This window comes from Streptococcus australis (assembly GCF_047463015.1).
Taxonomy (GTDB): domain Bacteria; phylum Bacillota; class Bacilli; order Lactobacillales; family Streptococcaceae; genus Streptococcus; species Streptococcus australis_F.
On record NZ_JASHER010000002.1, the window covers coordinates 224,500 to 250,758 of the forward strand.

Sequence of the window (26,259 nt, forward strand, 5' to 3'; positions counted from 1 at the left end):
TGTTTAGAATTGAAGGATTAATTGTAGCTTGATAAAATGAGGGAAATGATGGAGGAGATGTGATGAAGAAAATCGTTTTCTGGTACAAAAAATGGAATCAGGAACTGGAGACCAAATTTTTAGCCAGTTTAGTAAAGATAAACTTTATGACCAATTTACTGATCTTTCTTGGTTTGTCTGTTTTTCTAATCCTTGGTAGCTTACCAGGAAATATCCAAGCTTTGGGTTTCTGGAATGCTATTTTTGGAGTCGCAATATACAGTGTTACAATTCTTGTTCATGCCCTAGGGGTTAGTTATTTTGTTCCCAATATTTTTGTGATTTTGTATGTTATTTCTCGCTGGTCTTCGATACAGGCTCAGACCTTGGATAAGGAACTGGTCGGTGTCTACGATGAGAAAGAAGAGGAAAAAATTAAACGAAGGGTCAATAATCGCAAGTACTTTGTGATCCTTTGGATAGGAGTCTTTGGCTGTATCTTGGAATCCTTCGTCATCTATCTAGTAAAGGATTTGACAGATTATGATTGGACCAAACAGCTCATCAATGAGCAGAAGCATACCATGATTTGGTCGGAGGCACTCCCGACGATTCTTACTTTGGCACTGATTTCCTTCCTAGCTTTGGTCATCTATTCTTATAGGGATGCTAATTCCTTGTCCCCACTTTTAAATATCTTTTGTATCAGTGGGATATTGATGGGATTGGTATTGTTAGCGGTGTTTGACATCCAGTTGCAAGTCATCGGTTGTCACACGGTCTTCTTGTTGGTTTATTCTATTAGTCTCCTGCGGACCAGGATAAAAGAGTGGGAGGGTGCTGATCCCATTAAGGCTTATGACAATCCAATTCTCCAGCGCTTTCACCTGATCCTCCACCAATCCAAACACTGGCCTTGGTTGGCAGTCGTCTTTGCCCTCCCCTCATTAGCGGTATTGGTCATGGTCCTCATGCTCTTTGGTCAACGTCCTGATAGCTTGGTCAAGGCCTGGACCAATACGGCAGATTGGACCTTCTCAGAAAAGATCCCTCCTCAGAATCTCATCATGGATGAGCACTATCTCTGCACGATTGCGGCAGGTGGTCATGAAAAGGTGGTCAAGCCCCAACGGATGGGAGTCCGGCATGGTCATCCTGTTGTGGTGAATCGCCAGCTCTGTATTGCCAATGCCTTTGAGCAGGTTCTAGAAGAAAAGACGCCACGTTTCCATCGATTCCTGCGTCGTAATTATGACCGCTATGGCTATCCCTTTGCCAAACATATCAAGAAGAAATGGGCCATGGATATCATTTACTATCTGATGAAGCCCCTGGAATGGCTCTTCTTGTTGGTTCTCTACTTGGTCGATCGCAAGCCTGAAAATCGTATCGCTTTACAGTATATCCCACCGGTACCAGAAGGGTTTTCTCCTGAGACAGATGGGAAATGAGCGGAGCCATCGGGCTTCTACTTGACAAGCGACAAGGAGAGCGATATAATGAGACAAATTTAACCTTTAAGGGGTCCAGAGAGGCCTGCAAGGAAAGACAGAAAAAAGATCAGCGGACCGAGTCTAGCTGATAATTTGTAGGACCTTGCTTTTGCGAGGTCTTTTTTGCTGGAAGAAAGAAGAGGAAACCAATGGTCAGTGATAGCTGTAAAAAACGGTTTGGAAAAATCATGATGGAAGACATGGAGTTAATCGCTCAAGAAGAGATTGCGCCACGGATTTTTTCAATGGTCTTGAAGGGGGAAATGGTGGAGCAGATGTTGCCGGGGCAGTTTCTCCATATCCGTGTACCGGATGACTCTAAGCTCCTCCGTCGTCCTATTTCTATCTCTGAGATAGATCCAGGCAGCCAGACCTGTCGCCTCATCTATCGGGTAGAAGGGGGAGGGACAGCCATCTTTTCTCAGCTGCCTGTCGGTAGCTTCCTCAGTGTCATGGGCCCTCAAGGAAATGGATTTGACCTAAAAGGTCTTGGTCAAGGGGAGAGTGCCTTGATTATCGGTGGCGGAATTGGAGTACCTCCTTTGGTTCAAGTGGCCAAACAGCTACATGAGCAGGGAGTAGAAGTCCATTCTGTCCTTGGATTTGCCAATAAAGAAGCTGTGATCCTGGAAGAAGAATTGAAGCAGTACGGCCAAGTCACCATTACAACAGACGATGGTTCATATGGTACCAAGGGTTATGTGTCAACAATCGTTGATCAGATGGACCAGGAGTTTGATGCTATCTATTCTTGTGGGGCACCTGGTATGCTCAAATATGTCAATACCAAATTCCATGACCATCCTCGCGCCTACATTTCTATGGAATCGCGTATGGCTTGTGGGATGGGTGCTTGCTATGCCTGTGTAGTGCATCTGGAAAATGAAAGCCAAGCAGCTAATAAGCGCGTGTGTGAAGACGGACCGGTCTTTGAAACTGGTACGATTGTGATGTAGGGAGGAAAGTATGACAAGTAATCGATTAGCTGTATCCTTACCAGGATTAGACTTGAAAAATCCCATTATTCCGGCTTCTGGCTGTTTTGGCTTTGGTCAGGAATATGCCAAATACTATGACTTAGACCTGCTTGGATCCATTATGATCAAGGCGACAACTGCTGAGGCTCGCTTCGGAAATCCGACACCACGCGTTGCTGAGACGCCAGCAGGCATGCTCAATGCCATTGGGCTCCAAAATCCAGGCGTAGACGTGGTCCTAGCAGAGAAACTTCCTTGGTTGGCCCAGCATTATCCGGAGCTACCGATTATCGCCAATGTAGCTGGCTTCTCCAATGAAGAGTATGCAACGGTATCTGGCAAGATCTCGCAAGCGCCAAATGTCAAGGCCATCGAGCTCAATATCTCTTGTCCAAACGTAGATCATGGCAACAATGGCCTCTTAATCGGACAGGTTCCAGAGTTGGCTTATGATGCAGTAAAAGCAGCGGTAGAAGCTTCCTCCGTCCCTGTCTATGTCAAATTAACACCTAGTGTGGCGGACATTACTCAAGTCGCCAAGGCTGCAGAAGATGCAGGAGCGAGTGGCTTGACCATGATCAACACGCTGGTCGGGATGCGCTTTGACCTCAAGACAGGCAAGCCCATCATTGCCAATGGCACCGGAGGTATGTCAGGACCAGCTATCTTCCCAGTAGCATTGAAACTCATCCGCCAAGTAGCCCAATCGACCAAACTGCCGATTATTGGCATGGGTGGCGTGGATTCAGCAGAAGCAGCTATTGAGATGATGATTGCTGGTGCCTCTGCAATCGGAGTCGGAACTGCTAACTTTACAGATCCATATGCTTGTCCGACCATTATCCAAGACTTACCAAAGGTCATGGATCAGTATGGAATAACTAGCTTGGAAGATTTGCGTCGGCATGTCCGAGAAAATCTATTATAAGGATCATCAAGAGAACAAAAAACGCCTGCTGGCTACAACTCCAACAGGCTACTGAGTAAGCTACAACTAAAACAACCCTTACTCAGCATACAAAAATTTTACAGGAAAATCGAATCTTCGTCAAGAATTTGACATGTTTGTGAATCTTACCTAGTCGAAGAATGAAAAAAAAAGATTGAATCCGAACGTTTTATGATTATTTCTTGACTTTTCTTTCATATCGTACTACAATGTAGAAAAACCTTTAAAGTGGTCCAGAGAGGCTCCTAAGGTCTAGACGGTGAATCAGGGTAGATACTACCTAATTTTCGTGTAACCTTGCCTCGGGCAAGGTTTTTTTGTGGAAAAAATGTCAGCCATAAAAAGGAGAAACCCATGCGTGAAGAACGTCCCATCATCGCCCTTGACTTTCCAGCTTTTGAAGATGTCAAAAACTTTTTAGAACATTTCCCAGAAGATGAAAAACTTTTTGTAAAAATCGGAATGGAATTTTTCTATGCAGTCGGACCAGAAATTGTTCACTATCTGAAAGGTCGTGGCCATAGCATTTTCTTGGATCTAAAATTGCACGATATCCCAAATACGGTTAAGTCAGCCATGTCTGTCCTAGGTACCTTTGGAGTGGATATGGTGACAGTTCATGCAGCCGGTGGTGTAGAGATGATGCGCGAAGCCAAAAAGGCACTTGGACCAGGAGCTAAGTTGGTGGCGGTGACTCAGTTGACCTCTACCAGTGAAGAAGACATGCGAGATTGCCAAAACATCCAAACCACTGTCCAAGAATCAGTTGTTAATTATGCCCGTAAGGCTCAAGAAGCTGGTTTGGACGGCGTTGTCTGCTCAGCCCATGAAGTAGATTTGATCAAGAAAGCTACATCCGAAGAGTTTGTCTGCGTCACCCCAGGGATCCGTCCTGCAGGAGCAGAAATTGGTGACCAAAAACGGGTCATGACCCCACAAGAAGCCCATGCCATCGGTTCAGACTACATCGTGGTTGGACGTCCGATCATACAAGCAGAAAACCCATGGGATGCCTACCATGAAATTAAGAGACAATGGAATGCGTAAGAGCTACTAAAAGTGGAACTTTTGGTAGCTCTACGGGAAGTCCTATGGGACCTTCCCTAACGCATTCACTAGATCACAGAAGAGAAAAAATCGTTTCTCTTCTGTGATCGTCGGAATAATAATTGCAAGTAAAAGTAAAACTTTTGTAGCTCTACGGGAAGTCCGATAGGACCTTCCCTAAACTATTCACTAGATTATGAGAATAAAAAGTATCGTTTTATTCTCATAATCGTCGGAACACTAATTGCTACTAAAAGTTAAACTTTTGTAGTTCTACGGGAAGCCTGATAGAGCCTTCCCTAAACTATTTACTAACCTGTACAGTTATTTAAAAATAAATCATTGATTTAATTCGTATTCGATTAAAATCGTAAAAAAGGAGTTATCATGTCATTAGCTAAAGATATTGCCAGCCATCTTCTAAAAATTGAAGCTGTTTATTTGAAACCAGAAGAGCCTTTTACTTGGGCTTCTGGGATCAAGTCCCCTATTTATACGGATAATCGTGTGACCCTCGCTTATCCAGAAACTCGTACCTTGATTGAAAATGGCTTCGTGGACAAAATCAAGGAAGCTTTCCCAGAAGTAGAAGTGATTGCTGGAACGGCAACTGCGGGGATTCCTCATGGTGCCATTATTGCGGACAAGATGAATTTGCCATTTGCCTACATTCGTAGCAAACCAAAAGACCATGGTGCTGGAAACCAAATCGAAGGCCGTGTACCACAAGGTCAAAAGATGGTGGTGGTTGAAGATTTGATTTCTACTGGTGGGTCTGTCTTAGATGCTGTCGCAGCTGCGAAGCGTGAAGGAGCAGATGTCCTTGGTGTGGTGGCTATCTTCACCTACCAATTGGAGAAAGCAGATAAGAAATTTGCGGAAGCTGGCGTTCAACTTGAAACCTTGTCAAACTATACTGAATTGATTCATTTGGCTGAAGAACAGGGTTATATCACTAATGAAGGTTTGGAACTGTTACGCCGTTTCAAAGAAAACCAAGAAACCTGGCAAGACTAAAGAAATAATGGAGGAGGGCCAAAGCTTGGCTCTCCTTTTGTTTTTGTGATGAAAGGAAATTTCATGAAGCTTGAAAGACGGATTCGTCTAAGTTTAGAAGAAAAAAAGCAGTGTGAACAGCTTGTAAGAGCCTGTCACCAAATTGACCATACTTATCGCTTGCCCTATTTGGATAATCTCTATAATGCTGATTTAACGATGCCAGCCTTTATCCTTGCATCGGTGGAGGGACAACTGGTTGGATTTTTGTCCATCTATGCGGATGAACCCAAAGAAGCTGAGGTTCAGCTCTTTGTGACACCTTCTTTTCGTAGACAAGGGATTGCTCGTTCCTTATGGGAAGACTTTATGGACTTGGCCCAAGACTATCAGTTAGAAGACCGACTGTATGTATCAGAGGTTCGGTTTTTGGAGCAACATCCGGAATTATTCAGTCATTTTCATTTTGTGGAGGCAGAGGAGGAAGACCACGAACTGTGGTTGGAGGCAACTTGTCAGGTCACCGACCATGAGAAGAGAGAAGGGCTGATGGTGTTAGAAGTTCAGGAGTCCATGCTCCAAGAGATCGCGCATTTTCAATCCAAGGCTTTTGAGACAGATCTTGACTATGCCCTCAAGTATGCGACCGAGTCTCTCGAGGGGCAGGATACCCGTCTCTTTGTCTTGCGTGACCAAGAGCAAGTTCTTGCTTCTGTTACGGTGGATCTATCTCAGGGAACGACCTATTTCTTTGGATTAGCCGTTGACCCGGATCATCTCCGCAAAGGGTACGCACGCTATCTCTTACGAAGTGTGATGAATCAGATGGCTGCAGAAGTGGAGCAGCAATTTCAGATTGTCGTTGAAAAAAAGAATCAAGCAGCCCTGAGTCTATATCTAGGGCTTGGCTTCACCATCCAAACTGAAGTCCTCTATTTGATGGAGAGCCGATAGAATCCAGCGAAATCCCTATTTTTTTGCTATAATGGAGCTATGTTAGTAAAAAGTAAAAACATCTTATTTGGGGTGCTCCATCTGGTTATGTTGCTCCTGATGGTGCACTGGTTTGTCATTAGTGTCGTCTACCTAAAAGATATTTCGGGATGGGGCCTTGTAGTTGGGGGACTTATCTTTCTCCTAGCTTATATTGGTCGCTCCTATCTCAAAAGGGCCTTTGCCTGGTTGATGAAATACAAGACTGGATTGATGGTTGGAGCGATTCTAGTTCAGATTGTTTTTATGCTGTCTGCGGAACTCTTAATCCGTCGGGATGCTGCGGTGGTCTATACGGGAGCTTTTGGCCTTCTAAAAGAGTCCTCTATCTCTAGCTACCTGAGCCGGAATCCCAATAATCTTCCCTTGTTCTTGTACGAACGCTTTTTCTACCAACTCTTTGGTGGAGCGGGCCTCTGGGTCATGCAAGTTCTCAATATGGTCTTTGTGAATGCAGGAGCTATCCTCTTGTATCGTTTAGGGCTGAAACATTATGACCAAAAAGTGGCAGACTGGGTGTATACCCTCTATGTGGTCTTAATCTGTTATTCCCCTTATTTTTACTCCATGTATACGGATATTCCGCCTCTTCCTCTCATCGCCTTGCAATTAGGGCTAGCCTTGGATCTCTTAAAAGAGAGCGACAGTGGTGCACAATGGAAGACATCCTTGTGGCTAGGCCTCTTATCAGGGCTTACTATGCTGATTCGTCCGACGACTATTATTGTCGTGATGGCCTTTTGGATGGTCCTCTTCTTTAAAGGGCAGTGGAAGGTCTTTGGAAAAGTCTTTGCTTTAACCCTTTTATCAACTGGTCTGGTCTTTGGAGCTCTGAATACAGCTGTCAAACACCAAACAGCTGTCCCTATTTTAAAAGGGGAAGGGCTGGCTAAAGGACCGCTCTTGTTTATTAACTTGGGCTTGACGGATATTGGGCACAACCAAGCAGATATGAAAGAAGGGCTCTTGAAATATGTCGACGAAGATAAGCGAGACGAGTACAATAATGGGATGTTCAAGAACGAATATATCATTAAAGAAATCAAACGGCGCTTGAAGGAATATGGTCCGATTGGACTCCTGGGACATCTTTATACCAAGCAATCCTTAACGGTTGCAGAAGGGACACTTGGTTGGCTCTATCGGGATGTTGAATACGAAAAGACTCCGGTCATTAACCCTCTTTACGAGCCTTATACCAAGGATTTACCAGTTGCCAAATGGATTCGTACCTACTTCTTAAGTACAGATCGTCCTCAGTATCGTTATTATGAGTTCGTTAAACAGTTGTTTTGGATTGTGATGGCAGCTGGCCTGGTCCTTGTCTATCTCAGGAAGAAGAACGATGACGATTTCCACTTCCTATCGCTTGCTGTCTTTGGTGGTCTTCTCTTTTTGACCATCTTTGAAGGTGGCAAGACTCGTTATCTGATCCAATTTCTACCACAAATTCTCTTGTTAGCCTCTATTGGTTTGGCTGCTGGTCCAAGGAAATCTCAAGAGAACGGTTAATTATTTTATACTGTAAGGAGAAGCGATGGAACATTCAAGATGGCACCAATTGCTTAAGGAGCAGCTTCCAGAGGGCTACTTTAAGCAAATCAATCAATTTTTAGATCAGGTCTATGCATCAGGGACCATCTACCCACCTCGTGAAAAGGTTTTTCAGGCCTTAAAGACAACGAATCTGGAAGAGGTTAAGGTCGTGATTCTGGGTCAGGATCCCTATCACGGTCCTGGTCAAGCACAGGGGCTCAGCTTTTCTGTACCGGATGATATCCTAGCACCTCCATCCTTGCAAAACATTTTAAAGGAGTTGGCGGAAGATGTGGGGCTTAAGCCTTCCCATGACTTGACGCCTTGGGCAGAGCAAGGGGTTCTCTTACTCAATGCCTGTCTGACAGTGCCTGCTGGCCAAGCCAATGGGCACGCTGGCCTGATTTGGGAAGAGTTTACAGATGCAGTTATTCGCCTAGTCAGTCAAGAGGAAGAGCATGTTGTCTTTATTCTGTGGGGTGCCTATGCTCGGAAGAAGAAGTCTTTGATTGATGCAAGCAAACACTTGATTATTGAGAGTGCCCATCCCAGTCCCTTATCGGCCTATCGCGGTTTCTTTGGCTCTCGTCCTTTTTCAAGGGCTAACGCTTATTTAACAGAGATGGGTCGCGAGCCGATTGATTGGCTGCGAAGTTAGGAAAATAGAAAGAAGAAATAATGCCACAATTAGCTACAATTTGCTATATCGATAATGGAGAAGCGTTTTTGATGCTTCATCGCAATAAAAAGCCCAATGATGTCCATGAAGGCAAATGGATTGGAGTTGGTGGAAAATTAGAACGCGGAGAAACTCCTCAAGAGTGTGCTGCTAGGGAAATCCTTGAAGAGACGGGCCTGAAAGCTAAACCAGTTTTAAAAGGGATTATCACCTTCCCTGAATTTACTCCAGATCTGGACTGGTACACCTATGTCTTTAAGGTGACCGATTTTGAAGGAGAGCTCATCGAGTGTAACGAAGGGACATTGGAGTGGGTGCCTTATGATCAAGTCCTCTCAAAACCTACTTGGGAAGGGGACCACACCTTTGTCGAGTGGCTCTTGGAAGATAGACCCTTCTTTTCAGCAATGTTTCGCTATGATGGGGATCGCTTACTAGAGACCCATGTCGATTTCTATGAATAAAGGAGTAGAAGATGTTAGTCATTAAAAATGGTCGGGTAATGGATCCAAAAACTGGTTTGGATCAAGTGTGTGATCTCTTGGTAGATCAGGGCAAAATTGTTGAAATAGGCCCATCTCTTTCTCACGAGCAAGCCCAAGTCATTGATGCAAGTGGCAAGGTGGTAGCTCCAGGCTTAGTGGATATTCATGTTCACTTCCGTGAACCTGGACAGACTCACAAGGAAGATATTCACACTGGAGCTCTGGCAGCCGCAGCGGGTGGTTTTACGACAGTCGTTATGATGGCCAATACCACTCCAACTATTTCGGATGTCGAGACCTTAAATGAAGTTTTGGATTCTGCTGCTAAGGAAGCCATCCATGTCAAGACAGTTGCGACGGTTACCAAGAACTTTGATGGCCAACATCTGACCGACTTTGAAGGCTTGTTACAAGCTGGGGCTGTCGGTTTCTCTGATGATGGGATACCTTTGCAAAGTACCAAGGTAGTGCGTCAAGCTTTGGAAGAAGCAAAACGGCTTGGAACCTTCATCAGTCTTCACGAAGAAGATCCAGAATTGAATGGCATTCTGGGACTCAATGAGCACATTGCCCGAGAACATTTCAAGGTTTGTGGAGCGACAGGTGTAGCTGAATACTCTATGGCAGCGCGTGATGCCATGATTGCTCACGCGACAGGTGGACACCTCCACATCCAGCACCTTTCTAAAGCTGAAAGTGTGAAGGTAGTTGAGTTTGCTCAAGCAATCGGCGCTCCTGTAACAGCAGAAGTCGCTCCTCAGCATTTCTCTAAGACAGAAGATCTTTTGCTGTCTAAGGGAAGCAATGCCAAGATGAATCCTCCCCTTCGTCGGGAAGAGGATCGCCGTGCAGTAATCGAAGGATTGAAGTCAGGAGTTATTTCTGTGATTGCAACGGACCACGCGCCTCATCATGCGGATGAAAAGAACGTGGCCGATATCACCAAAGCTCCTTCCGGCATGACAGGATTGGAAACCTCTCTATCGCTTGGTTTGACCTATTTGGTTCACGCTGGAGAGCTTAGTTTAATGGAGCTCTTAGAAAAAATGACTTATAATCCTGCAAAACTCTATCACTTTGAAGCAGGCTATTTAGAAGTTGGTGGACCAGCAGATATTGTGATCTTTGACCCAGAGGCTGACCGTTTGGTATCTGATCATTTTGCCTCTAAGGCAGCCAATTCCCCATTTGTTGGAGAATCCCTCAAGGGACAGGTAGCTTATACCATCTGCCAGGGGAACATTGTCTACCAAGCCTGAACGGAACTAAAAGACAATCAAGAAATCTAAATTAAAGGCTGGACGAATGAGGAGTATATGAATAGTAGAAAAATACTAGAAATGATCTTGTATTGTTTGGTCACTTTTCTGGTCTGCTTTTTTCTGGTCAATTGGCTCCTTCCTTCGGCAGAACCAGTGATGACCAAACCATCAGCAAGCGCCCCAAAAAAGACAGTCACCTATGTAGCGATTGGGGATTCTTTGACGAAAGGCGTAGGAGATAGCACCAATCAAGGAGGCTTTGTTCCTCTTCTTGCTCAGAGTTTGACCAATGAAACAGGTCTTGAATTCAAAGCGATCAACTATGGTGTCTCTGGCAACACGAGCGGTCAAATTTTGTCACGTATGCAGGAGAAAAAGGAGATTGGAAAGGACCTGAAGCAGGCTCAGTTACTGACCATTACTGTCGGGGGCAATGACCTGCGAAAGGCCATTCTTGAGGATACCAGTAACTTAGATCTGGACCGCTTTGAAAAAGCATCGAAGACCTATGAGAAAAATCTCAAACAGATCATCGAATTGGCTCGCAAGGACAACCCGGATCTGCCCGTTTACGTGGTGGGGATCTATAATCCCTTGTATCTCAATTTCCCCGATCTAACGGAATTGCAGACCCTTGTCGATCAGTGGAACCAAAGAACGGAGGAGACCCTCTCTGCCTATCAAGGCGTCTACTTTGTTCCAATCAATGACCTCCTCTATAAGGGAATTGATGGCAAGAGTGGGGTGACAGAATCCGAATTAGGAAAAGAAACTGTGACCAATGATGCCTTGTATGATGAGGATAGTTTCCATCCCAATAATACAGGCTACGAGATCATGAAAGAAGCCGTACTGGAGAAAATACATGCAACTGAGAAAAAATGGTTCGAGTGAGAAGAAGGTTAAGCCAGCAACCACAGGACCTCATTTTAAGGAGAGACGAGAAAAAACGCCGATTAACATCTGGAAATGGCTCTTTCTAGGCTTGGTCAGTTTCTTGCTGGCAACAAGTTTAGTCGTATGGACTCGTTTCTCAACGGTACGAGAGGATGTCCGGCAACTACAGACTCCTAGCCAAGGAGGAGATGTCAAGATCGGCAGTATGACCACAACTAGGGCTCAACTAAATGAAACCATCAAGGTCATGCTTAAAAGTTATCATTTGAGTGATTATCAACTGTATGCAGACAACCAACAGATGTTACTAGAGGGGAGGATGGACTTTTTAGGGAAGGAGTACCCGCTCTATATCTATTTCCAGCCAAGTAAGCTAGAGGATGGGAGTATCCTCCTGACCCTCAAGGATTTTTCAGTTGGGACCTTGAAACTTCCTAAGAAGACCGTGATGCAGGTGCTGTCTACAAACAAGGATCTACCTGACTTTGTGAAAATTGATAGCAAAGAAGCGACGATTAAGATCGAGCTTGCTAAGATTAAAAATGAGATGGATTTCTATGTCAAGGCCAATACCATTGATCTATACAATGATCAAATCATCTTTGATCTCTACAGGAAAAAATAAGAAGATCAGGCGAAAGTAAGAAAGCGACTTTCGCCTTTATTTTGTTTCTATTCAAAAAATTCAGAATATTGTAGAAAATTCTTGACATTCAATTTTCCCTATGCTAAAATACTAAACAAGACATCAATCAAAGGAGAAAGTCAAACATGAAAACAGCTAAGTTTATTCAATTTGCTTTGTTGTTGAGGTACTCGGGCTAGTGCAAAAGCATTAGTCCTGTTTGGCTTACCAAGCGGGAGTAACAAGACATCTCGCTTAGGTAACTGGCGAGATGTTTTTATTTTATTCACTATGTTTAGAAAAGAGGAGACCCTATGCGTAAAGTTGAATTTTTAGATACCAGTCTTCGGGACGGTGAACAGACTCCAGGAGTCAATTTCTCCATTAAAGAAAAGATTGCCATTGCCAAGCAATTGGAAAAATGGGGCATTTCTGCTATTGAAGCAGGTTTTCCTGCAGCTAGTCCGGATTCCTTCACTGCTGTGCAGGAGATTGCGAAGGTCTTGACCAAGACAGCCGTGACAGGTTTGGCTCGCTCCGTTAAATCCGATATCGATGCTTGTTATGAAGCCTTAAAAGATGCCAAGTATCCGCAAGTTCACGTCTTTATCGCAACGAGTCCCATTCACCGGGTGTTTAAACTCAACAAGACCAAGGAAGAAATTCTTGAAGCTATCAAAGAACACGTTTCTTATGCTCGCTCAAAGTTCGAAGTTGTTGAATTTTCACCCGAAGATGCGACACGGACGGAGTTGGATTTCCTCTTGCAAGTTGTCCAGACTGCGGTTGATGCAGGTGCTAGCTACATCAATATTCCTGATACAGTCGGTTTCACGACACCAGCAGAGTACGGAGCTATTTTCAAATACTTGATCGACCATGTCAAGACAGATCGTGAGATTATCTATTCCCCTCATTGCCATGATGATCTAGGAATGGCGGTGGCTAATAGCCTCGCCGCTGTCAAAAATGGAGCTGGTCGTGTCGAAGGAACCATCAATGGCATCGGGGAACGGGCTGGCAATGCGGCACTTGAAGAAGTAGCGGTCGCCCTTAATATTCGCGAAGACTATTTCCAAGTGGAGAGTCCGATTGTCCTCAATGAAACCATCAACACCTCTGAGTTGGTCTCTCGTTACTCTGGGATTCCAATTCCTAAAAATAAGGCGGTTGTTGGTGGCAATGCCTTCTCACATGAGTCAGGGATTCACCAAGATGGGGTCCTTAAAAATCCGCTTACCTATGAAATCATCACGCCTGAGTTGGTGGGGGTTAAGAGCAACAGTCTTCCACTTGGTAAATTGTCTGGTCGCCATGCCTTTGTCGAAAAACTGCATGAATTGGGACTGGAATTCACAGAAGAAGACATCCAGCCATTGTTTGCTAAGTTCAAATCTCTGGCAGACAAGAAACACGAGATCACCGATGCTGATATCCGCGCCCTAGTCGCTGGAACAGCAGTGGAAAATCCAGAAGGCTTCCACTTTGATGATCTTCGCCTCACAACCAATGAAGATGAAAGCATCACTGCAGCAGTCAGTCTGAAAAATGAAGATGGCGAAATTCTTGAATACCTTGCCAAAGGTCAAGGTTCAGTGGAAGCAATCTTTAACGCTATTGATCAATTCTTCCACCAAGAAGTTCGTCTGACTTCCTACACCATTGATGCGGTGACAGATGGGATTGATGCCCAAGCGCGTGTGTTAGTTACTGTTGAGAACGAAGCGACGGATACCATCTTTAACGCTTCTGGTTTAGACTTTGACGTATTGAAGGCGTCAGCGATTGCCTATATCAATGCAAATACCCTGGTGCAAAAAGAGAATGCTGGAGAGATCGGTCACATTGTATCCTATCGTGATCTACCAGATGCCTAAAGGAGAACACTATGACGAAGAAGATTGTCGCCCTAGCTGGAGACGGGATTGGACCGGAGATCATGGAGGCTGGCCTGTCCGTGCTGAAAGCAGTGGCTGAAAAAACAAATTTTGACTATTCAGTTCAAGCTCATCCATTTGGGGGAGCAGGGATTGATGCGGCTGGTCATCCTCTGCCAGCTTCTACTCTAGAAGCTACAAAGGAAGCGGATGCCATTCTCTTAGCGGCTATCGGAAGTCCTCAGTATGACCAAGCACCGATTCGTCCGGAGCAAGGCTTGTTAGCTCTTCGTAAGGAGCTCAACCTTTATGCCAACATTCGTCCGGTCAAAATATACGATGCCCTCAAGCACCTCTCGCCTTTGAAGGAGGAGCGCATACATGGTGTAGACTTCGTAGTGGTTCGTGAGCTCACCGGCGGGATCTACTTCGGAGAGCATATCTTAGAAGAAAATCAAGCACGGGATATCAACGACTACTCAGTTGAAGAAGTAGAGCGAATCGTGGGGAAGGCTTTTGAGATTGCACGGGGACGTCGCAAGAAAGTCACCAGCATTGATAAACAAAATGTCCTCGCAACCTCCAAGCTTTGGAGAAGAGTAGCTGATCGAGTGGCTCAAGACTTCCCGGATGTGATCTTGGAGCACCAGTTGGTAGACTCAGCAGCCATGCTCATGATTACCAATCCATCACGCTTTGATGTCATCGTGACGGAAAACCTCTTTGGTGATATCCTTTCAGACGAGTCGAGTGTCTTGTCTGGCACTCTTGGGGTTATGCCATCGGCTAGCCATTCAGAGTCAGGTCCGAGCATGTATGAGCCTATTCATGGATCGGCTCCAGATATTGCGGGTCAAGGCGTGGCGAATCCAGTCTCGATGATCCTCTCTGTTGCCATGATGATGCGAGAAAGTTTTGATCGAGAAGAAGATGCTAGCCGTATTGAAAAAGCAGTCGAAGCGACTCTTGCTGCAGGGGTCTTTACGAGAGACCTAGGAGGCAGTGCTTCGACAAAAGAAATGACAGAAGAGATTATAAAACGATTATGAGTGTAAAAGGAATGATCACTGGCTTGATCCTTCTATGGAATCTCTTCGTAGGGATTCTCTACGGAGTTGATAAGGAAAAGGCCAAAAGAAATGCCTGGCGGATACCAGAAAAGACCTTGCTCTTTTATGCTTTTGCAGTTGGAGGGCTAGGAGCCTGGATAGGAGGGCTACTCTTTCATCACAAGACACAGAAGTGGTATTTTAAGGTCACCTGGCTCCTAGGAGCCCTTCTCACACTTTACACACTCTACGCTTTATGGAGGTAAGGATGGCAGGAAAATCAATTTTTGATAAAATCTGGGAACGGCATGTAGTGACCGGTGAGGAAGGCCAGCCCCAACTCATGTATGTGGACCAACACTATATCCACGAAGTGACCAGTCCCCAGGCTTTTCAAGGGCTTAGAGACACTGGTAGAAGGGTTCGGAGACCAGATTTAACCTTTGGAACCTTTGATCACAATGTCCCGACTGTTAACATTTATGATATCCGGGATGTGATTTCCAAGGCTCAGATTGATAAATTAGCTGAAAATGTCAAGGACTTTGGGATCGATCATGCAGGTCATGGTTCAGAAAAACAGGGAATTGTCCATATGGTTGGTCCTGAAACAGGACGTACCCAGCCTGGAAAGTTTATTGTCTGTGGAGACAGCCATACGGCGACCCATGGAGCTTTCGGTGCCATTGCCTTTGGGATTGGGACCAGTGAGGTGGAGCATGTCTTTGCGACTCAGACCATCTGGCAGGTCAAACCGAAGAAGCTCTTGGTCGAGTTTACTGGAAAGCCTCAGAAGGGGATTTATGCCAAGGACTATATTTTGGCCTTGATTGCTCGTTATGGCGTAGCCTGTGGGGTTGGCCATGTGGTCGAGTATAGAGGGGAAGCAATCGATAGCCTCACCATGGAAGAGCGGATGACCATCTGCAATATGTCCATTGAGTTCGGCTCTAAGATGGGGATTATGAATCCAGATGAGACGACTTTTGACTATCTCCGTGGGCGTGAATGTGTACCGAAAGATTTTGAAGCTGCAGTAGCCGATTGGCAGTCCCTGGTCAGTGACGACAATGCGACATATGATAGAGTCATCACTATCGATGTATCCCAGTTAGCACCTATGGTGACCTGGGGGACCAACCCTTCTATGGGAGTCGACGTGGAAACAGCCTTTCCAGAAATTCGGGATATGAATGATGAACGGGCCTATGCCTACATGGATCTCCAACCAGGTCAAAAGGCTTCAGACATCGAGTTGGGCTATATCTTTATCGGATCTTGTACCAATGCCAGACTCAGCGATTTGCAGCTGGCTGCCCGTTTCGTAGAAGGGAAGAAAATTGCCCCTAATTTAACCGCCATCGTAGTTCCAGGTTCCCGTCCTGTCAAACGAGCAGCGGAAAAAATGGGTTTGGATAAGATCTTTCTGGATGCTGGCTTTGAATGGCGTGATCCAGGCTGCTCGATGTGTCTCGGGATGAATCCAGACAAGGTACCGGATGGAGTCCACTGTGCCTCTACTAGCAACCGAAACTTTGAAGACCGCCAAGGATTTGGGGCCAAGACCCATCTCTGTAGCCCAGCAATGGCCGCTGCAGCAGCGATCGCCGGTCGCTTTGTCGATGTGCGCCAAATGCCAGAAGTTGAGTAAAAGGAGGAATCATGGAGAAATTTACCATTTATACGGGAACTACGGTTCCTTTGATGAACGATAATATCGATACCGACCAAATCCTCCCCAAGCAATTTTTAAAGCTGATTGATAAAAAAGGCTTTGGCAAGTACCTCATGTACGCTTGGCGCTACTTGGATGATCAATACACCGAGGATCCTGAATTTATCTTTAACAAACCAGAATATCGTCAGGCCACCATTTTGATTACTGGCGACAATTTTGGGGCTGGTTCTTCTCGGGAGCACGCAGCCTGGGCTTTAGCTGATTATGGCTTTAAAGTCGTTATCGCCGGCTCTTTTGGAGATATCCATTACAATAATGAACTCAATAATGGGATGCTACCAATAGTCCAGCCTTTAGAGGTTCGTCAAAAGCTGGCAAGCTTGAAGCCGACAGATGAGGTAACGGTGGATTTGGAAGAGCAGAAGATCATCTCGCCTGTTGGAGAATTTAGCTTTGAGATCGATGGGGATTGGAAGCATAAATTACTCAACGGTCTAGATGATATTGGGATTACCCTCCAATATGAGGACTTGATTGCTGCTTATGAGAAGAATCGGCCCGCCTATTGGCAATAAAAATTGTATAGTTAATTAAGAATTTTCAGAAAATATATTGAAGCTTTTTGGGAATTTTGATAGAATAGAAAAAAAGAAATAGAAGAGGACGAAATTTATGACAAAACACATTCAATGGGACGGAACACTTTCACAAGAAGGATTTGACATTCTTAAAGGAGAGGGTGGCTGTATCGTCTGCCCTACCAAAGTCGGCTATATCATCATGACTAGCGACAAAGCTGGCTTGGAACGGAAGTTTGAAGCCAAAGAACGTAACCGCAACAAACCAGGTGTCGTTCTTTGCGGAAGTATGGATGAACTTCGTGCCCTTGCTCAATTGAATCCTGAAATCGAAGCCTTCTACCAAAAACATTGGGATGAAGATATCTTGCTTGGTTGTATCCTTCCATGGCGTGAAGATGCTTATGCAAAATTACAAGCCTTCGGAGATGGACGCGAAGAACTCATGACAGACGTTCGTGGAACCAGCTGTTTTGTCATTAAATTTGGTAAAGCTGGTGAGCAAATCGCCAAAGAAATGTGGGAAAAAGAAGGCAAGATGGTTTACGCCTCTTCAGCCAACCCTTCAGGTAAAGGAAACCGTGGTAAGGTTGAAGGAATCGGTGAGCGCATTGAAGGTGCCGTAGACTTGGTCATCGAAGCTGACGATTATGTAGCCTCTATCCAACCAGACAAGACTATTGAAACTCGCTATGAACAAGGGGTGATGGTCTCAATGGTGGATGCAGAAGGAAAACTCATCCCAGAACAAGGAGCAGGTAGCCGTTCTGTCAATACTTGCCCAGTCGTGATCCGTAAGGGATTGGATATCGACAAGATCATGATGCACTTATCTGATCATTTCAACTCTTGGAACTACCGCCAAGGGGAGTACTATTAAAAGATAGAAAAAAGGTCGTTACAGTTCGTAACGACCTTTTACTTGTCTATTTTATCGAATAGCTGATTTCCAACTTTAATAAGTCACGACATTAATCTCACCCTTGTCGTACTCAGCGATAAAGATGTCATCGACATTTTCAAATCCTTTTTTATTCAGTTCGGCCATAAGCCATTCTTCAGTTTTACCGATGGTCTCTAAGATTTCTACTTGGACTACACCATCTGTAATGATTGGGTATTTGGGATTTTCATCTCCCATTCGAACGATTATGAGTTGGCCATTTTGTTCGATGACGGCTCTTTTGACTTCTTTCAATTGGAAGACCCCTTGAGAGCGCAACTTAAGAGCGACGTCAGAAGCAGAAAGGCCTTTTGAGCGACAAGCTTCTGGATCTAATTTTCCGTTTTTTATGATAATAGTTGGTTTTCCATCAATCAGATGTTTGATGAAGTAAACATTGGTATTAAGCCATTTGAGTGACAGAATCAAAATCGTCCAGATGATGAGGATGACGATATATTGAAGGATGGTAATCGAGCTATTGTAGATGACCCCGCCGATAATACCCCCGAGAACAAAGTTCTGTATTTGGTCTACTGCAGAACTTGGAGCTAAATTTCCTTTTCCTGTTACGTTAATAACAAAAACAAGAGAAAGAAGCCCCAAGGCCAATTTAATTGCAATTGTAGCAAAAAAGCTTATCATTTTTCAACCTCCACCAGTTCTACATCTGTTTTATATAAGTCCATTTTTTCAAGTAAATAGCTATCTGGGTCTGTTCCGCTAATCGCACGATAGAATTGCTTGTCTACCTTGATAATAGCTCCGTCGGTCGTATCCGAAGTATTGACATAGACATCTTCTTTATCTACACCTAATTCTTTTGAAACAACTTCGATAAAGTGTAGGGAAGAGCGGAATTGATTGTCATTAGACTGATTGTTTTGAAAATTTGAAATGCCAATCAAAACAACGGCTACTAAGATTAAGACAGAAATAATAGACAATTCACGGAACTTACTTCCACGTTTATCCTTATATGCCTTAAAGACAAAAAAAGCAGTTACCAACACTAAGAGAATGGACATAATCACCATAACCCAATTTTGCTGGCTAATCTGACTAAGTACATAGTCGTAGGAATAGAATTTCATAAAAACCCTCTCTTTTGTTAATTCAAGATATTATAAACCATTTCAATCCATACTTCAATAATTTAAAATGAAAATTCTATTTTTTTAAGGTTTGGATTGTACCTTAAAGGTTGGAGAATGGCAGTAGGAGTTTTCTATCTAATCGAAATTTGGTACACTAGTGCTATGAAGATGGAAGATACAATGAAAAAAGCGATCATTTTAGGGGCTACAGGGGGGATTGGCCGTCAGCTAGCGAAAGAATTGGCAAGAAGTCTGGATTATCTGGTCTTAGTAGGACGTGATCCAGACAAACTCTCCCAAGTCCAAGAGGAACTAACTGGGAGCAAGGCGCAACTGTCAATCCTAACGTTAGATATGCTAGATCAAGTAGCCCTAGAAGCTTTTGTAGAGAACCTAGATGCAGATCTTCTTGTCAATTGTGCGGGACTAGCCTATTTTTCCATAGGATGTGACCTTGAATCAGCTAGTGAGCAAGACCTCTGGCAAGTCAACTACCATGCTCCAGTCCAACTAATCAAGCAGGTGGTGAAGAAGAATCAGAAGATCCACTTGGTCCAGCTGTCATCTCTGGCTGCTCTTTTTCCTCATCCCTATTTAGCAGCCTACAGTGCCAGTAAGGCTGCCTTGCAGACCTACACTCTTGCTCTCCAGGAGGAACTGAAGCAATCAGATTCACCGATTCAGCTAGGTCTCTATATTCTTGGACCAGTCCAAACAGCTATTCTTCCTCCCAAACTAGTAGAAGCATTGGGTGGCGGTCGCTTGCAGATGAAGCCTGAGAAAGTCGCTCAGCAGTTGATTCGATTCATAGAAAGAGATACTTCCTATGCTGTTATCGGCCTTCGCTATCGCTTGCTCGTTTTGCTAGGTCGTCTGCTTCCCCAAAGATGGATCATTCGTCTCCTTGCACGGTATTTACGAAAGGGACTTACTAGATGAAATTTTTATTTATATTTTTAGGCGTTGCTTATCTTCTCTTATTTCTCATCCGTTGGTTACTGTCCTTCATTTATTATAAAAAAGGCCAGTCTCATATTGCAGACTTCCCAGAAGAGCTTTTTACAGTGGTCCAACCCATCCTCTCTGGGGATCCTCGTTTAGCGAATGATTTGCTGGCCAATCTCCAGCAAACAGAAGCAGTGGAATTCTACTGGTTGATCGACCAGTCTGATACAGAAGCCCAGCGAGTAGCAGATCAGATTTGCCAAGAGGCTTCCTTTGCCCAACGCATTCGAGTCTTTCTCATTGAAGACGTCCCTCAAGGGATTAATCCCAAGAGTTACAAGATTGAGCAGGTTGTAGAGGAGCTGACCCGATCTTATCTGATTGTTTTGGACGATGATAGTGTGATTGATTTTTCTAAAATGGGGGAGCTGACCACCTATCTAGGTCAAGAGGTCATTCTGACAGGTATTCCCTATAACCAAGAAAGAAGTAATTTCTGGTCCAAGCTGGTTGCAGCATTCGTTAATGGCAATTCTTTTATTACCTATTTTACCATGGCAGAAGTTGAGGCAAACCACTCCATCAACGGGATGTTTTATATCCTACCGGTAGAACTTGCAAAAGATCAGGGGCTCTTCACAGCGATTAAGGACTATCTATGTGATGATTTAGCTGTGGCCGATTTTTTAAGGAGTAAAGGAGTATCCATTGTCCAAACGCGGGTTACCTGTAATGTTCGAACCACTATCAAGGACGTCAAACAATACCTGCTCCAGATGAAGCGGTGGCTTCTCTTTAGCTCTATCTATCTCAAAGAACACCTGGATTGGAAGGTCTTTTGCCTCATTGGCTTACCGAGTTTTCTGCCTTTTCCAGGCTTCATCCTAAGTCTGTTTTTAGGTTGGCCTTATCTTCTTCTAGGCTTGAGTTTACTACTATTCAAGGCAGTATGGATGCTCCTCTATCGACAAAGCATTCTATCCAATCGCCTACACTTGGATGAAGTCGCCTACGAAGTGCTGAGTGATTTCCTGCTTCCTTGGCTCTTTGTCTATGTTCTAGTGACTCCTCCTGTGATTAATTGGCGGGGGCGGAAGATTCGTGTGACAGATGGAAGGATTCGTTATGAGTAAGATGAAGTCCTATCTAGACCGTTTGTCTGCTTTGTCTCTTGATCAGACCATGCTAGACTCTGATCGCTTGGTCCTCTTTCTTAGTGGGAGCAGTGATATCACTTGTGCTGGGCTGACAGCTGGACAACTAGATCTCCTCCATGCTATTTGTCCATCTGGCTATTCAGTAGTAGCCAGTAATTTCCCCTTCAATCAAGATTTTGAACACATAGAGTTTCCTCAGGTATCCCTCTTGTCGGCTGCTACGTCCAATATCATCTACTATTGGCATACGATATTGAACCCGCGTTTCCTAAAGTTGTTACAGGAGCACTTGTCTCCCTTGTTGGAAGCGCAGGAAGTAGTTCTTGTTTGTAAGAGTTCAGGGGTCAATATGCTGACCCAGTGGCTCAGAAGTTTAGGCAATCAGGTCACCCTTCCAAGATTGCGCGTGATAGCGCTTGGACCTGTATCCCAGCTTCTCTTAAGTCAAAAGGATATAGAACTGCTAGTCATCAAAGGAAAGAAAGATCCTTATTCACGTATTCTTGATCGCCACTCAGCGGATATTCAAGTGGATACGGATCATTATAGCTATGAATACAGAAAAGATGTGAAAGGAATCATCTATGACTGGATTAGACAAAGTGATAAAAATCGATGTGATTAGCGTTCCCTTTAGTGGCCATTTATTTCCAACCTTGACTCTGGTGAAGCCCTTGCTAGAGGATCCGCGTTTTCAGATCCGTGTCATTACAGGTTTTCAGAAAAAGACATTGGTTGAGCAGATTGGTTTTGACTGCCTTGCCTTGTTTCCTGATCGTCCGACAGTGATGGAAGATATAGCGAATACACCAAAGCAAGCAAATCTATTTATCATGTACCAACAATTAATAGCCAATAGCAGACTGCTCCCTGAAGTTTTCGACGAAATAAATCGAATTTGGAACTCTGAGGGAAAACCTGACTTGGTTATTGCAGATTTTGTAGCAGCTCCTGCTGGTATGTTAGCAGATCGTTTGGAAATCCCCTGGATTACGACCATTCCAAGTCCAGTGGCGATTGAGAGTCGCACGACTACCCCTGCTTATCTAGGTGGCTGGAGACCACACCAGGGAATATTCTACAAGTGGAGAGATGCAATGGGCAGGCAGGTCATTCGTCTGGCAAAGAAAGTTGGACTTGCGCTGGTTAAGAAGAATCTCGTTACCCTAGCGGACTTCAAATTGTACCGTGAAGATGGAACAGAAGCAGTTTACTCTCCCTACTCAATCTTAGCTCTAGGCATGAAAGAGTTGGAGTTTCGAGACGATTTTCCACCCCAGCTCAAATGGGTTGGTTATCGCTGTCTATCTTTTGACCGACTTCCCCAAGAACAGAAGCAGTATCTTACGACCTCTAAAATGCGAGTTTTCGTCACTTGCGGGACTCATTTAAAATGGGAAAAAGAGCGGATGATAGAGTTTGCAAAGCTTTTGAGCCAAGAACATCCTGACTATGTCTTTTACGTAACCTTAGGCGACCCTAATGGTTTGGAGAATCCACCCAAGATGTTGTCGGAGAATCTTTTGATCTTTGATTATCTTCCATATTCAGATGTTTTGGAACAGATGGATTTTGCCATTCATCATGCAGGTGCGGGGATCTTGATGGGTTGTATTGATCATGGGATTCCAAGTCTGATATTGCCCCAGGACTATGACCAGTTTGACAATGCGGTTCGGGCTGAGTTATTCCAAATAGGATTGGTCTCTCGTAAAAAGACAGATTCCGAAGTTTTGCGCTTATTTAATGAATTGGTTTCTCGGGAAGATTGGTCGCACCTAAAGATCCTTGCTCAACAAAGCAAAGCCTACCAGCCAACAAAGATTCTTTATCAAGAAATAGAGAAACTCTTGAAAGTGAGGTTATAGAAGAAGTGGAGGGGGAGACTCCTGTTTGCTTTCTTCCAAAGCCCTTCTATTTTTAAACATAAAAAAACTAGAGTTTAGACTCTAGTCTCAGATTGTAGACAAAGTCATCTAAAAAACTTTCCTTAGGTGAGTACGGACGTCAGCGAACTTCGAAGAAGTTCCATGACTTAGTTTTGGACCCTAGGTTCCAAAACTCCCGAGTGCTAGAAACAATTTTGTTTCTAGCACTTTTCTCACGGCGGAAAGTTTCAGTAGATGATTGAATAATTCTAACGAATGAATTTTTTTATTTTTATAGAATTTATTTGATTTGTAAGGAAAAACAGATTATTTACGCTCTCAAACTAGAGTTTAGACTCTAGTCTTTTTGTTTTTGATGGGTGATGTTTTTTCCCCAATAGATAATATTTTCATTCTTGTTGAGGATGCGCTTGATATTGTCCTTGTGGCGGATGATGATCAAGGTCGCCAAAGCGAGGACAATAAGAGTGAAAATAAGGTCATAGCTTGGAAAGATCCAGCCAGTCAATGGGAGGATGAGTACTCCTAAACTAGCCAAAATCGCAACCGTTACACTTGAAAAAGAAATCATGCTGGTTAAATAGAGACTAGCAAAGAAATAGATGGCTAAGAGGATGAGGAAAACGGGAGAGAATCCAATGAGAACCCCAGCACTGGTTGCGACTGCCTTGCCTCCTTTAAAGTTGGCAAAAATAGGGAAGGTGTGGCCAAGGACGGCGAGAAGTCCAAAGACCATTGGAGAAATCCCTGTAACCCCAAAAATAGTCGGCAATAAAACAGCCAAGGTTCCTTTGAGGAAATCAACCGCAAAGACAACCAGACCAGCCTTCGTCCCTAGGATTCGGAAGGTATTGGTAGTCCCTGTATTTCCAGAACCGTGTTCACGTAGATTAATGTTAAAGAAGGCTTTTCCTATCCACAAACCAGAAGGGATAGAACCTAATAAGTATGCTAATACGAGTAAAAGAATTGTTTTCATCATAGTTTCATTATATCAAAAATGCTTTGAATGAAAAAGAAAATATCTAGCTGATTTGTCACATCGGATAGTTGGTTTGAATCAATCGCACTTAAATAGCCAAGTTAAAGGGGGAGAAGAAAGAAAAATTTTGCAAAATTTCCTAAAAAACTGTAATATAGAAAAGATGAACAAACAGGAGGTTCCTTGTGTCTAAAAAGGAAATCAACATTAATAATTACAATGACGATGCCATTCAGGTACTAGAAGGGTTGGATGCGGTCCGTAAACGTCCAGGGATGTATATCGGATCGACAGATGGAAATGGACTTCACCATTTGGTCTGGGAAATTGTCGACAATGCGGTCGATGAAGCCTTATCTGGTTTTGGTTCTCAAATTGACGTTACCATCAACAAAGACGGGTCCCTATCTGTAGCAGACCAAGGTCGGGGAATGCCGACCGGGATGCATGCTATGGGCAAACCAACCGTTGAAGTCATCTTTACCGTCCTCCATGCTGGAGGAAAGTTTGGTCAAGGTGGTTATAAGACTTCTGGTGGTCTCCACGGGGTGGGATCTTCGGTCGTGAACGCCCTTTCTAGCTGGTTAGAGGTAGAAATTACTCGTGATGGAGCTGTCTACAAGCAACGTTTTGAAAATGGTGGGAAGCCTGTTACTACTCTTGAGAAGATTGGGTCGGCTCCCAAGTCTAAGACAGGAACCAAGGTCACCTTCATGCCGGATCCAACCATCTTCTCAACAACTGATTTCAAGTTTAATACCATTGCTGAGCGGATCAAAGAATCAGCCTTCTTGCTTAAGGACGTGACACTGACGCTGACAGACCTTCGTAAGGAAGAAGACAACTACGTCGCCTTCCATTACGAGAATGGTGTTCAGGATTTCGTTGAGTACTTGAACGAAGATAAGGAAACCTTGACGCCCGTTCTCTACTTTAATGGGGAATCAGAAGGCTTCCAAGTAGAAGTTGCTCTCCAATACAATGATGGCTACTCTGACAACATCTTGTCCTTCGTTAATAATGTCCGCACTAAAGATGGGGGAACCCACGAGACAGGACTGAAGACAGCTATTACCAAGGCCATGAACGACTATGCAAGAAAGACAGGACTTCTCAAAGAAAAAGACAAGAATCTGGAAGGATCCGACTACCGGGAAGGTCTTTCCGCTGTTCTTTCGATCTTGGTGCCAGAAGCTCATTTGCAGTTTGAAGGGCAGACCAAGGACAAACTAGGAAGTCCACTTGCTCGACCCGTTGTTGACGGGATTGTCGCTGACAAGTTGACCTTCTTCCTCATGGAAAATGGGGAGTTGGCTTCCAATCTGATCCGCAAGGCCATTAAGGCCCGGGATGCGCGTGAAGCCGCTCGGAAGGCGCGGGATGAGAGTCGAAATGGCAAGAAGAACAAGAAGGACAAGGGACTCTTATCTGGTAAATTGACGCCAGCCCAGTCCAAGAATCCTGCCAAGAACGAACTCTATCTAGTCGAAGGAGACTCAGCCGGTGGATCGGCTAAGCAAGGTCGGGACCGCAAGTTTCAGGCCATCCTTCCGCTTCGAGGGAAGGTTCTTAATACCGAAAAGGCCAATATGAGCGATATCCTCAAAAACGAGGAAATCAACACCATGATCTATACCATCGGTGCTGGAGTTGGGGCTGACTTTACGATCGAAGATGCCAACTATGACAAGATTATCATCATGACCGATGCGGATACGGATGGTGCCCATATTCAGACCCTTCTCCTAACTTTCTTCTATCGCTATATGCGTCCCTTGGTCGAAGCAGGACGTGTCTATATCGCTATGCCTCCTCTTTACAAGATGTCTAAAGGGAAAGGCAAGAAAGAAGAAGTGGCTTATGCCTGGACAGACAATGAATTGGAAGACCTACGCCGAACTTTTGGCCGTGGAGCAACCCTTCAACGGTACAAAGGGTTGGGGGAGATGAATGCGGACCAACTTTGGGAAACCACCATGAACCCAGAAACCCGCACCTTGATCCGTGTCACCATTGATGACTTGGCGCGTGCAGAACGCCGTGTCTCCGTCCTAATGGGCGATAAGGCTGCTCCGCGCCGCCAATGGATTGAAGATAACGTTAAATTTACCTTGGAAGAAACGACCGCGTTTTAAGGAGTGCGAGT

Annotated in this window: 26 protein-coding genes; 23 read left to right on the plus strand and 3 right to left on the minus strand. The window is 44.4% G+C overall.

What is annotated here, in order from left to right:
- The first annotated feature begins 62 nt into the window (after nucleotides 1-62).
- The 18 genes from QM873_RS02910 (at nucleotide 63) to QM873_RS02995 (ending at nucleotide 17,980) form a co-directional block, all read left to right on the plus strand.
- On the plus strand, nucleotides 63-1,430 hold the full coding sequence (locus QM873_RS02910) for a DUF6688 domain-containing protein (RefSeq protein WP_414278769.1): 1,368 nt from the start codon (nucleotides 63-65) through the stop codon (nucleotides 1,428-1,430).
- A gap of 191 nt (nucleotides 1,431-1,621) precedes the next feature.
- The gene (locus QM873_RS02915; protein WP_195549809.1) at nucleotides 1,622-2,428 is read left to right on the plus strand and encodes a dihydroorotate dehydrogenase electron transfer subunit; all 807 of its coding nucleotides are present in this window, start codon (nucleotides 1,622-1,624) and stop codon (nucleotides 2,426-2,428) included.
- Nucleotides 2,429-2,438: 10 nt separating this feature from the next.
- Nucleotides 2,439-3,377 carry a dihydroorotate dehydrogenase gene (locus QM873_RS02920; RefSeq protein WP_006596445.1) on the plus strand — a complete coding sequence of 313 codons (939 nt, stop codon included), beginning with the start codon at nucleotides 2,439-2,441 and terminating at the stop codon, nucleotides 3,375-3,377.
- Between the two features lie 375 nt (nucleotides 3,378-3,752).
- Complete coding sequence (gene pyrF, locus QM873_RS02925) at nucleotides 3,753-4,445, plus strand: orotidine-5'-phosphate decarboxylase (protein ID WP_006596444.1); 693 nt, start codon at nucleotides 3,753-3,755, stop codon at nucleotides 4,443-4,445.
- 387 nt (nucleotides 4,446-4,832) lie between these two features.
- Nucleotides 4,833-5,462, plus strand: coding sequence for an orotate phosphoribosyltransferase (gene pyrE / locus QM873_RS02930; protein ID WP_006596443.1), 630 nt, complete (start codon nucleotides 4,833-4,835; stop codon nucleotides 5,460-5,462).
- A gap of 63 nt (nucleotides 5,463-5,525) precedes the next feature.
- A complete protein-coding gene (locus QM873_RS02935; RefSeq protein ID WP_006597235.1) occupies nucleotides 5,526-6,395 on the plus strand; it encodes a GNAT family N-acetyltransferase in 870 nt (289 codons plus the stop codon).
- Between the two features lie 39 nt (nucleotides 6,396-6,434).
- On the plus strand, nucleotides 6,435-7,946 hold the full coding sequence (locus QM873_RS02940; protein WP_006596441.1) for a glycosyltransferase family 39 protein: 1,512 nt from the start codon (nucleotides 6,435-6,437) through the stop codon (nucleotides 7,944-7,946).
- A 25-nt stretch (nucleotides 7,947-7,971) separates the two neighbouring features.
- Complete coding sequence (locus QM873_RS02945) at nucleotides 7,972-8,628, plus strand: uracil-DNA glycosylase (protein WP_006596440.1); 657 nt, start codon at nucleotides 7,972-7,974, stop codon at nucleotides 8,626-8,628.
- A gap of 20 nt (nucleotides 8,629-8,648) precedes the next feature.
- Nucleotides 8,649-9,113, plus strand: coding sequence for an NUDIX hydrolase (locus tag QM873_RS02950; protein WP_414278770.1), 465 nt, complete (start codon nucleotides 8,649-8,651; stop codon nucleotides 9,111-9,113).
- Nucleotides 9,114-9,124: 11 nt separating this feature from the next.
- Nucleotides 9,125-10,393, plus strand: coding sequence for a dihydroorotase (locus QM873_RS02955; RefSeq protein ID WP_195347982.1), 1,269 nt, complete (start codon nucleotides 9,125-9,127; stop codon nucleotides 10,391-10,393).
- A gap of 57 nt (nucleotides 10,394-10,450) precedes the next feature.
- Nucleotides 10,451-11,290, plus strand: coding sequence for an SGNH/GDSL hydrolase family protein (locus QM873_RS02960; RefSeq protein ID WP_414278771.1), 840 nt, complete (start codon nucleotides 10,451-10,453; stop codon nucleotides 11,288-11,290).
- Nucleotides 11,262-11,918 (plus strand): YpmS family protein, encoded by a 657-nt coding sequence (locus QM873_RS02965; RefSeq protein ID WP_006596436.1) that lies wholly within the window; start codon nucleotides 11,262-11,264, stop codon nucleotides 11,916-11,918. Before QM873_RS02960 ends, QM873_RS02965 begins: the two co-directional genes overlap by 29 nt.
- 314 nt (nucleotides 11,919-12,232) lie before the next feature.
- Nucleotides 12,233-13,795, plus strand: coding sequence for a 2-isopropylmalate synthase (locus QM873_RS02970; RefSeq protein ID WP_414278772.1), 1,563 nt, complete (start codon nucleotides 12,233-12,235; stop codon nucleotides 13,793-13,795).
- A gap of 11 nt (nucleotides 13,796-13,806) precedes the next feature.
- Complete coding sequence (leuB, locus tag QM873_RS02975; protein WP_414278773.1) at nucleotides 13,807-14,844, plus strand: 3-isopropylmalate dehydrogenase; 1,038 nt, start codon at nucleotides 13,807-13,809, stop codon at nucleotides 14,842-14,844.
- A complete protein-coding gene (locus tag QM873_RS02980; protein WP_414278774.1) occupies nucleotides 14,841-15,110 on the plus strand; it encodes a DUF1294 domain-containing protein in 270 nt (89 codons plus the stop codon). The genes leuB and QM873_RS02980 overlap by 4 nt, the downstream gene beginning before the upstream one ends.
- Nucleotides 15,111-15,112: 2 nt before the next feature.
- A complete protein-coding gene (leuC, locus tag QM873_RS02985) occupies nucleotides 15,113-16,495 on the plus strand; it encodes a 3-isopropylmalate dehydratase large subunit (RefSeq protein ID WP_414278775.1) in 1,383 nt (460 codons plus the stop codon).
- Between the two features lie 11 nt (nucleotides 16,496-16,506).
- Nucleotides 16,507-17,097: a 3-isopropylmalate dehydratase small subunit gene (gene leuD, locus QM873_RS02990; protein ID WP_414278776.1), complete on the plus strand. Its 591-nt coding sequence runs from the start codon at nucleotides 16,507-16,509 to the stop codon at nucleotides 17,095-17,097.
- A gap of 97 nt (nucleotides 17,098-17,194) precedes the next feature.
- Nucleotides 17,195-17,980 (plus strand): L-threonylcarbamoyladenylate synthase, encoded by a 786-nt coding sequence (locus QM873_RS02995; RefSeq protein ID WP_006596430.1) that lies wholly within the window; start codon nucleotides 17,195-17,197, stop codon nucleotides 17,978-17,980.
- Nucleotides 17,981-18,055: 75 nt separating this feature from the next.
- Here the strand turns inward: QM873_RS02995 and QM873_RS03000 are convergent, their stop codons facing one another.
- Nucleotides 18,056-18,688, minus strand: a complete 633-nt coding sequence (locus QM873_RS03000; protein ID WP_414278777.1) for a DUF421 domain-containing protein — start codon at nucleotides 18,686-18,688, stop codon at nucleotides 18,056-18,058.
- Nucleotides 18,685-19,137 carry a DUF3290 family protein gene (locus QM873_RS03005; RefSeq protein WP_048689788.1) on the minus strand — a complete coding sequence of 151 codons (453 nt, stop codon included), beginning with the start codon at nucleotides 19,135-19,137 and terminating at the stop codon, nucleotides 18,685-18,687. The genes QM873_RS03000 and QM873_RS03005 overlap by 4 nt, the downstream gene beginning before the upstream one ends.
- Nucleotides 19,138-19,302: 165 nt before the next feature.
- Between QM873_RS03005 and QM873_RS03010 the strand changes: the two genes are divergently transcribed.
- From QM873_RS03010 to QM873_RS03025, 4 genes are read left to right on the plus strand one after another with little or no spacing between them, the layout of a single operon-like run.
- Nucleotides 19,303-20,079: an SDR family NAD(P)-dependent oxidoreductase gene (locus tag QM873_RS03010; RefSeq protein WP_414278833.1), complete on the plus strand. Its 777-nt coding sequence runs from the start codon at nucleotides 19,303-19,305 to the stop codon at nucleotides 20,077-20,079.
- Complete coding sequence (locus tag QM873_RS03015) at nucleotides 20,076-21,218, plus strand: glycosyltransferase (protein WP_414278778.1); 1,143 nt, start codon at nucleotides 20,076-20,078, stop codon at nucleotides 21,216-21,218. Before QM873_RS03010 ends, QM873_RS03015 begins: the two co-directional genes overlap by 4 nt.
- Nucleotides 21,211-21,867, plus strand: a complete 657-nt coding sequence (locus tag QM873_RS03020) for a hypothetical protein (RefSeq protein ID WP_118228215.1) — start codon at nucleotides 21,211-21,213, stop codon at nucleotides 21,865-21,867. The genes QM873_RS03015 and QM873_RS03020 overlap by 8 nt, the downstream gene beginning before the upstream one ends.
- Entirely contained in the window at nucleotides 21,827-23,110 is a 1,284-nt protein-coding gene (locus tag QM873_RS03025) for a glycosyltransferase (protein WP_414278779.1), read from the plus strand. The genes QM873_RS03020 and QM873_RS03025 overlap by 41 nt, the downstream gene beginning before the upstream one ends.
- 358 nt (nucleotides 23,111-23,468) lie before the next feature.
- On the opposite strand, the gene plsY is transcribed toward QM873_RS03025, so the two are convergent.
- Nucleotides 23,469-24,110 carry a glycerol-3-phosphate 1-O-acyltransferase PlsY gene (gene plsY / locus QM873_RS03030; RefSeq protein WP_414278780.1) on the minus strand — a complete coding sequence of 214 codons (642 nt, stop codon included), beginning with the start codon at nucleotides 24,108-24,110 and terminating at the stop codon, nucleotides 23,469-23,471.
- A 188-nt stretch (nucleotides 24,111-24,298) separates the two neighbouring features.
- Between plsY and parE the strand changes: the two genes are divergently transcribed.
- A complete protein-coding gene (gene parE / locus QM873_RS03035; protein WP_314368709.1) occupies nucleotides 24,299-26,248 on the plus strand; it encodes a DNA topoisomerase IV subunit B in 1,950 nt (649 codons plus the stop codon).
- Nucleotides 26,249-26,259: the final 11 nt, after the last annotated feature.

Excerpts from the sequence above, each read along its gene's own strand:
- QM873_RS02910 (WP_414278769.1), top strand. The coding sequence starts at position 63 with ATGAAGAAAATCGTTTTCTGGTACAAAAAATGGAATCAGGAACTGGAG.
- QM873_RS02915 (WP_195549809.1), top strand. The coding sequence starts at position 1,622 with ATGGTCAGTGATAGCTGTAAAAAACGGTTTGGAAAAATCATGATGGAA.
- QM873_RS02920 (WP_006596445.1), top strand. The coding sequence starts at position 2,439 with ATGACAAGTAATCGATTAGCTGTATCCTTACCAGGATTAGACTTGAAA.
- pyrF (WP_006596444.1), top strand. The coding sequence starts at position 3,753 with ATGCGTGAAGAACGTCCCATCATCGCCCTTGACTTTCCAGCTTTTGAA.
- pyrE (WP_006596443.1), top strand. The coding sequence starts at position 4,833 with ATGTCATTAGCTAAAGATATTGCCAGCCATCTTCTAAAAATTGAAGCT.
- QM873_RS02935 (WP_006597235.1), top strand. The coding sequence starts at position 5,526 with ATGAAGCTTGAAAGACGGATTCGTCTAAGTTTAGAAGAAAAAAAGCAG.
- QM873_RS02940 (WP_006596441.1), top strand. The coding sequence starts at position 6,435 with ATGTTAGTAAAAAGTAAAAACATCTTATTTGGGGTGCTCCATCTGGTT.
- QM873_RS02945 (WP_006596440.1), top strand. The coding sequence starts at position 7,972 with ATGGAACATTCAAGATGGCACCAATTGCTTAAGGAGCAGCTTCCAGAG.
- QM873_RS02950 (WP_414278770.1), top strand. The coding sequence starts at position 8,649 with ATGCCACAATTAGCTACAATTTGCTATATCGATAATGGAGAAGCGTTT.
- QM873_RS02955 (WP_195347982.1), top strand. The coding sequence starts at position 9,125 with ATGTTAGTCATTAAAAATGGTCGGGTAATGGATCCAAAAACTGGTTTG.
- QM873_RS02960 (WP_414278771.1), top strand. The coding sequence starts at position 10,451 with ATGAATAGTAGAAAAATACTAGAAATGATCTTGTATTGTTTGGTCACT.
- QM873_RS02965 (WP_006596436.1), top strand. The coding sequence starts at position 11,262 with ATGCAACTGAGAAAAAATGGTTCGAGTGAGAAGAAGGTTAAGCCAGCA.
- QM873_RS02970 (WP_414278772.1), top strand. The coding sequence starts at position 12,233 with ATGCGTAAAGTTGAATTTTTAGATACCAGTCTTCGGGACGGTGAACAG.
- leuB (WP_414278773.1), top strand. The coding sequence starts at position 13,807 with ATGACGAAGAAGATTGTCGCCCTAGCTGGAGACGGGATTGGACCGGAG.
- QM873_RS02980 (WP_414278774.1), top strand. The coding sequence starts at position 14,841 with ATGAGTGTAAAAGGAATGATCACTGGCTTGATCCTTCTATGGAATCTC.
- leuC (WP_414278775.1), top strand. The coding sequence starts at position 15,113 with ATGGCAGGAAAATCAATTTTTGATAAAATCTGGGAACGGCATGTAGTG.
- leuD (WP_414278776.1), top strand. The coding sequence starts at position 16,507 with ATGGAGAAATTTACCATTTATACGGGAACTACGGTTCCTTTGATGAAC.
- QM873_RS02995 (WP_006596430.1), top strand. The coding sequence starts at position 17,195 with ATGACAAAACACATTCAATGGGACGGAACACTTTCACAAGAAGGATTT.
- QM873_RS03000 (WP_414278777.1), bottom strand. The coding sequence starts at position 18,688 with ATGATAAGCTTTTTTGCTACAATTGCAATTAAATTGGCCTTGGGGCTT.
- QM873_RS03005 (WP_048689788.1), bottom strand. The coding sequence starts at position 19,137 with ATGAAATTCTATTCCTACGACTATGTACTTAGTCAGATTAGCCAGCAA.
- QM873_RS03010 (WP_414278833.1), top strand. The coding sequence starts at position 19,303 with ATGAAGATGGAAGATACAATGAAAAAAGCGATCATTTTAGGGGCTACA.
- QM873_RS03015 (WP_414278778.1), top strand. The coding sequence starts at position 20,076 with ATGAAATTTTTATTTATATTTTTAGGCGTTGCTTATCTTCTCTTATTT.
- QM873_RS03020 (WP_118228215.1), top strand. The coding sequence starts at position 21,211 with ATGAGTAAGATGAAGTCCTATCTAGACCGTTTGTCTGCTTTGTCTCTT.
- QM873_RS03025 (WP_414278779.1), top strand. The coding sequence starts at position 21,827 with ATGACTGGATTAGACAAAGTGATAAAAATCGATGTGATTAGCGTTCCC.
- plsY (WP_414278780.1), bottom strand. The coding sequence starts at position 24,110 with ATGAAAACAATTCTTTTACTCGTATTAGCATACTTATTAGGTTCTATC.